Annotated in this window: 3 protein-coding genes, 1 rRNA gene and 2 pseudogenes; 1 reads left to right on the forward strand and 5 read right to left on the reverse strand. The window is 75.6% G+C overall.

What is annotated here, in order from left to right:
• Positions 1-51: 51 nt before the first annotated feature.
• Together LO771_RS20145 and LO771_RS20150 are read right to left on the reverse strand one after the other, a co-directional pair.
• Positions 52-1,152 carry an HAD-IIA family hydrolase gene (locus LO771_RS20145; protein ID WP_230654444.1) on the reverse strand — a complete coding sequence of 367 codons (1,101 nt, stop codon included), beginning with the start codon at positions 1,150-1,152 and terminating at the stop codon, positions 52-54.
• A complete protein-coding gene (locus LO771_RS20150) occupies positions 1,149-1,781 on the reverse strand; it encodes a tetratricopeptide repeat protein (protein ID WP_230654445.1) in 633 nt (210 codons plus the stop codon). Before LO771_RS20150 ends, LO771_RS20145 begins: the two co-directional genes overlap by 4 nt.
• 88 nt (positions 1,782-1,869) lie before the next feature.
• On the opposite strand from LO771_RS20150, the gene LO771_RS20155 reads away from it, so the two are divergent.
• Positions 1,870-3,285 (forward strand): DUF1015 family protein, encoded by a 1,416-nt coding sequence (locus tag LO771_RS20155; RefSeq protein ID WP_230654447.1) that lies wholly within the window; start codon positions 1,870-1,872, stop codon positions 3,283-3,285.
• A 402-nt stretch (positions 3,286-3,687) separates the two neighbouring features.
• Here LO771_RS20155 and LO771_RS20160 read toward each other — a convergent pair.
• From LO771_RS20160 to rrf, 3 genes and pseudogenes are all read right to left on the reverse strand, one after another.
• A pseudogene (locus LO771_RS20160) lies at positions 3,688-4,396 on the reverse strand (tetratricopeptide repeat protein); the annotation flags it as partial.
• A 117-nt stretch (positions 4,397-4,513) separates the two neighbouring features.
• A pseudogene (locus tag LO771_RS31670) lies at positions 4,514-5,353 on the reverse strand (hypothetical protein); the annotation flags it as partial.
• Between the two features lie 667 nt (positions 5,354-6,020).
• Positions 6,021-6,137: ribosomal RNA gene (rrf, locus tag LO771_RS20170) — 5S ribosomal RNA — on the reverse strand.
• Between the last annotated feature and the right edge of the window lie 202 nt (positions 6,138-6,339).

The raw sequence follows: 6,339 nt of genomic DNA on the forward strand, positions 1-6,339 counted from the left end.
GGCCGTCCGCGGCCGTCCGCGGAACGGTCCCGCCCGGCAGGTCCGTACGGGTCACAGCCCCAGGTCGGCCAGCGCCTTGCGTCCGTCCGGGGCGTCCGCGCCGCCGTCCGCGGCGGTCCACGCAGCCGCGCAGAGCGCCCGCAGCCCGTCGTACGGGTCGCCGCCGCCGTCCAGCCGGAGCCGGCCGTCCCCGCCCACCGAGGCCGTCCAGCCCCCGCAGCGGTACGCGCCGCCGGCTTCGGACGACACCTCGGGCTGTGCCGTCAGGAGCGCCCGCAGGTCGGCGGCGACGTACGTGGGCCGGTGCACGGGCGGCGCGGCGAGCAGCTGCGCCGCCGTGGTGACCCCGGTGAGGACGAGCAGGCTGTCGACGCCGCCGTTGGCGGCGCCCTCGATGTCGGTGTCCAGGCGGTCGCCGACCACCAGCGGCCGCTCGGCGCCGGTGCGGATCACGGTCTCGCGGTGCATGGGCGGCAGCGGCTTGCCCGCCACCTCCGGCTCGGTGCCCGTCGCGGTGCGGACCGCCGCCACGAGCGTGCCGTTGCCGGGCGCGGTGCCGCGTGCGGTGGGGATGGTGAGGTCGGTGTTGGAGGCCACCCACGGCAGGCCCCGCGCCACCGCGTACGCGGCCTCGGCGAGGTGCTGCCAGCCCACCGACGGGTCGTAGCCCTGCACCACCGCGGCCGGGCCGTCGTCCAGCGAGCGCACCGGCCGCAGTCCGCGCTCCTCCAGGGCCTCCTCCAGGCCCCGGCCGCCGACCACCAGCACGGCGGAGCCCGCCGGCACCTTCTCCGCCACGAGCCGGGCGGCCGCCTGCGCCGAGGTGACCACCTCCGACGCCTCGGCGGGCACGCCCAGCTCGGTGAGGTGGTCGGCGACGGCCTGCGGCGGCCGGGAGGCGTTGTTGGTGACGTACGCGAGGCGCATGCCCGCCCGGCGGGCCGCCTCCAGCGCCTCGACGGCGTGGTCCACCGCGTGCGGGCCCGCGTAGACCACCCCGTCGAGGTCGAGGAGGGCGGTGTCGTACTCCTCGGCGAGCGGCCGGGCGCTCGCCGCGGGGGCGGTGCGCGGTGCCGGTGCGGCGTCCCGTCCGGCCCCGGGGGCCGTCCCGCCGTCGCTTCCGCCGGTGCTGCCGGCTGCCGTGTGCGTCATTCCTGCTCTTCCTGTCGGTCGCTGCGGGTGCCGTCGGGTTCCGGGAGCTGCGGTCCCGGGCCGCGCAGGTGCGGCGGCACGGGCCCGAAGGCCCCGGCGCGGGCGCGCAGCGTCGCCCGCGTCTGCCGCAGCGCCGCACGGTAGTGGTCGGACGTGGGGCGCATGGCGACGGCCAGCGCCAGGTGCTCGGCGGACACCTCGAAGTCGCCCGTCCGCGCCGCCGCCAGCCCCCAGCCGAACTGCGCGTAGTCGTCCGAGGGGTCGGCCAGGGCCACCGCCCGGAAGTTCTCCAGGGCAGCAGCGTACGACCCGGCGTCGAACTGGGCCCTCGCCAGGGTCTCCCGGATGGAGCGCGACCCGGGCTCGGCGGCCGCCGCCCGCGCCAGCAGCTGCTCGGCGGCGGCCGCACTGCCCTGCGCCAGGAGCAGGCTGCCGCGCCGGAACCACTCGTACACGTGCTCCCGGGGGTCGTCCGTCCCTTCCCCTCCGCCGGGGGCGCCCCCGGGATCCGCGCCGTCCGCAGCGCCCGCTCGGTTCGCAGCGCCCGCGCCGTCCGCGCCGCCCCCGCCCCCGGTGCCGGCGCCGTCCACGGCGTCCCGGTCCTGTGCCCGCTCCCGTCCGGTGGTCATGTCCGCGCCCCTTCCCGGTCGCCCTCCGCAGCCGCCGGGCCGGGAGCCGTGATCACCCGGCCGGACGTACCCGGTTAACATGCCCACAATGGAGGCTCTCAGTGCACACGGTGCAGCAGCTTCTCACCAGGGCGGCCCCGGCGATCCCGGGCACGTCGCCGCTGCGGGACTGTCGCTGGCGCCCTTCCGCGGACTGCGCTACGTACCGGACCGGGTCGGCGGCCTGGCGGCCGTCACCTCGCCGCCGTACGACGTGGTCGACCCTGACCGGCTGGCGCGGCTGGAGACGGCCGACCCCCACAACGTGGTGCGGCTGATCCTGCCCCGGCCCGAGGCCGGCCCCGGCCGGCCGCAGCCCGGGTGCGTCGACACCCGCTACCGGCACGCGGCCCGGCTGCTGGCCGCGTGGCGGCAGGAGGGCGTCCTGGCCGCCGACGACACCCCGGCCCTGTACGTGTACGAGCAGCGCCTCCCCGGCCCCGACGGCGCACCGGACGAAGGCCTGCTCCAGCGGGGCCTGATCGGCGCCCTCGCCGTCAGCCCTCCCTCGGCGGGCGTGGTCCTGCCGCACGAGGATGTCATGCCCGGGCCCGTCGCCGACCGCGTCGGCCTGATGCGCACCACCCGCGCCAACCTCGAACCGCTCCTGCTGACCTACCGGGGCAAGGGCGGCGCGGCGGGCGTGGTGGAGGAGGCCGCCCGGCGGCCGCCGCTGCTCACCACGACCACCTCCGACGGCGTCCGCCACCGCCTGTGGGCGGTCACCGGCGCCGCGGAGCACGCCGCCGTGGCGGCGGACCTCGCCACCTGCCGGGCGCTGATCGCCGACGGCCACCACCGCTGGGCCATGTACCTGCGGCTGCAGCAGGAGCACCGGCACCTGGCGCACAGTCCGTGGGACCGCGGCATGGTGCTGCTGGTCGACACGGCCCGCTACCCGCTGCGGGTGCGGGCGATCCACCGGGTCCTGCGGCACCTCCCTCCGGCCCGGGCCCTGGAGCTGCTGGGCGAGGGCTGGCGCGTCGACGACCTCGGGGCCTCCCTCCCGGACGCCCTCGACGCCCTGGCCGCCGCCAAGCGGGCCGCCGCCAAGCGGGCCGGCGGCGGGGGGACGGGGGAGCCGGTCCCCAACGCGTTCGTCCTGGCCGGGGACGGGCGGTACCGGCTGCTGCGCGGCCCCGGGGAGGCCGCGCTGAAGCAGGCCGTGCGGACCGACCGGCCCGAGGAGTGGCGGCGGCTGGACGCCACCGTGCTGCACTCGGTGCTGCTGGACGGCGTCTGGCGGGTGCCCGACACCGCGGAGGCCGTCGGCTACCTGCACGACGAGGCCGCGGCCGTACGGGAGGCCGAACGGAACGGCGGCACGGCGGTCCTGCTGCACCCGGTGGACGAGGGCGTGGTGCGGCGGCTCGCCGAGCAGGGTGTGACCATGCCCCGCAAGTCCACCTCCTTCGGGCCTAAGCCGGCCACCGGGCTGGTGCTGCGGAGCCTGGACCTGGGCTGACGGACCGTCACGCACAACGGGAGGCGCCCCGCCGGAATCCTCCGGCGGGGCGCCTCCTTCATCCGTCTGCCGCCGCGTCACGGACGCGCGGGCGCACCGGGGTTCAGCCCTGGGCGGGGCCGTCCTGCCCGCGGTCGGCGGGCTCGCCCGCCGCGTCCTCGGCCTTCTCCCCGGCCTCGGCCTTGCCCTCGGCCGGAACGGCCTCGGTGCCGGGCTCCCGGAACGGGCTGTTCAGGAACGCGCCCCGGTCCGCCGGCTCCTCGTCGGCCGACGCGCCGTCCGAGGCTTCCGCCTTGTCGTGCTCGTCGTCCTCGGCGTCGTCCGCCTCGTCCAGGTCGTCGGCCTCGTCCAGGTCGTCCAGGTCGTCCTCGTCCAGGTCGTCCTCGGCGTCGACGGCGCCCTCGACAGGAGCGGCGTCCGCGCCGCCCTCGACCGCGTCGTCGTCCTCGTCCATCTCAGGGTCGAGGGCGTCGACGAACTCCAGGCCGTCGATCTCGGCCAGTCGCTCGGCCGCGTTGGTCACGCCCTCCTGGTCCGCGTCGGCGGCCTTGGAGAACCAGTCGCGGGCCTCGTCGGCACGCCCCGCGGCGATGAGCGCCTCGGCGTAGGCGTACCGAAGCCGGGCCGTCCACGGCTGCACCGAGTTGGACGCGAGCTCGGGGCTCTGCAGGGTCACCACGGCCGCGTCGAACTGCCCCATGTCGCTACGGGCACCGGCCGCCACCAGGCGCATCTCGACCTGGCCCGCCTTGTCCAGCTGCTTCACCTCGGGCTCACCGGCCATGGCCAGCGCCCGCTCCGGACGGCCGAGGCCGCGCTCGCAGTCGGCCATGACCGGCCACAGGTCGGCACGGCCGGTCATCCGCCGCGCCGCCCGGAACTCGGTCAGCGCCTCGGAGTACCGCTCGGTCACGTAGGACGCGAAGCCTGCGGCCTCCCGGACGGCGGCGACGCGCGAAGCAAGCCGCAGGGCCACCCGGGAGTAGTCGTAGGCCTGCTCCGGCTCGCTGTCCAGGAGGCGGGCCACCATCACCAGGTTGCGGGCCACGTCGTCCGCGAGGGTCTTGGGGAGGCTCTTCAGCTCCTGGCGGACGTCGGCGTCGATCTCCATGCCGGTGACGTCCTCCGGGATCGGCAGGCGCCGGACCGGCTCGTAGTTCGGCCGGCGGTCGTCCGACTCGCCACGCCCCTCGAACCGGCCGCCACGCCCCTCGTACGGGCGTCCGCCACGGTCGTCCCGCCGGTCACGCCCGCCGCCGAACCGGTCGTCCCGACGCGGACCGCGGTCGTCGCGGCGGAAACCACCCTCACGGGGGCCACGGTCACGGTCGTCACGCTGGTAGCCACCGGGACGCTCATCGCGACGGAAACCGCCACCGGGCCGGTCGTCGCGGCGGAAACCGCCCTCGCGCGGACCACGGTCCTCACGCGGGCCACGGTCACGGTCATCGCGGCGGAAACCACCCTCACGGGGGCCACGGTCACGGTCGTCGCGCTGGTAGCCACCGGGACGGTCCTCCCGACGGAAACCGCCCTCGCGCGGACCACGGTCCTCACGCGGGCCACGGTCACGGTCGTCCCGGCGGAAACCGCCCGGACGCTCCTCGCGGCGGAAACCGCCCTCACGAGGACCACGGTCCTCACGCGGGCCACGGTCACGGTCGTCACGCTGGTAGCCACCGGGACGCTCATCGCGACGGAAGCCGCCACCGGGCCGGTCATCCCGACGGAAGCCGCCCTCGCGCGGACCACGGTCACGGTCATCGCGACGGAAACCGCCGGGTCGCTCCTCACGGCGGAAGCCGCCGCCGGGCCGGTCGTCGCGGCGGAAGCCGCCCTCACGGGGGCCACGGTCGCGGTCGTCACGCTGGTAGCCACCAGGACGCTCATCGCGACGGAAACCACCGCCGGGCCGGTCGTCACGGCGGAAGCCGCCCTCGCGCGGACCACGGTCCTCACGCGGGCCACGGTCACGGTCATCGCGACGGAAACCACCACCGCGGTTGTCCCCCTGGTAACCGCCGGGCCGGTCATCGCGGCGGAAGCCGCCCTCACGGGGGCCACGGTCGCGGTCGTCACGCTGGTAGCCACCGGGACGGTCGTCCCGACGGGAACCGCCCGGACGCTCCTCACGACGGAAACCGCCCTCGCGCGGACCACGGTCCTCACGCGGGCCACGGTCACGGTCGTCACGGCGGAAGCCGCCGCCGGGCCGGTCGTCGCGGCGGAAACCGCCCTCACGGGGGCCACGGTCGCGGTCGTCACGCTGGTAGCCACCAGGACGGTCGTCCCGACGGAAACCGCCACCGCGGTTGTCCCCCTGGTAACCGCCGGGCCGGTCGTCGCGACGGTAGGAGGAGCCACCGCGGTCGTCACGCCCGCGGTTCCCTCCGCGGTCGTCCGACCACTGGCCGCGTGCACGGGGCTCGAAGCTGCGGCCGCCTCGGGAGCCGCCACGCTCGGCGTCTCCCCGGCCCTGCGGCCCGTCTCCCGAACGGCGCTCCGGACGGTCCTGGGGTGAGTTCGACATCGAGGTTGGCTCCTTCAGGTTCTTCTAGCTCTGCCCCACCGTGCGACTGATGCACGGTGCGGCGCGGTGCCGACGGTTGCACACCGCTTTCCATTGTCCTGCATGCGCCCGCCTACCGTGCCGGCGCTCCCACGGCGACCGGTCGGCGGGCAAACAAAAAGCCGCGGCCCCAGCAGATCGCTGGGGGCCGCGGCTTTGAATGATTGTTCGGCGGCGTCCTACTCTCCCACAGGGTCCCCCCTGCAGTACCATCGGCGCTGTAAGGCTTAGCTTCCGGGTTCGGAATGTAACCGGGCGTTTCCCTCACGCTATGACCACCGAAACCCTTTTGGGTTCAGCGAACACACTCTTCAGTTGAGAAGTGGTTCTGTTCACCGGCGCGACTGTTCGCAACCCGAGAACTACACAGTGGACGCGGAGCAACTATGGACAAGCCCTCGGCCTATTAGTACCGGTCAGCTCCACCGATCACTCGGCTTCCACACCCGGCCTATCAACCCAGTCGTCTACTGGGAGCCTTACCC

Origin of the sequence: Streptacidiphilus sp. ASG 303, assembly GCF_020991365.1 — a bacterium.
Taxonomy (GTDB): domain Bacteria; phylum Actinomycetota; class Actinomycetes; order Streptomycetales; family Streptomycetaceae; genus Peterkaempfera.

Coding starts and splice junctions, on each gene's coding strand:
- LO771_RS20145 (WP_230654444.1), bottom strand. CDS start 1,152: ATGACGCACACGGCAGCCGGCAGCACCGGCGGAAGCGACGGCGGGACG.
- LO771_RS20150 (WP_230654445.1), bottom strand. CDS start 1,781: ATGACCACCGGACGGGAGCGGGCACAGGACCGGGACGCCGTGGACGGC.
- LO771_RS20155 (WP_230654447.1), top strand. CDS start 1,870: ATGGAGGCTCTCAGTGCACACGGTGCAGCAGCTTCTCACCAGGGCGGC.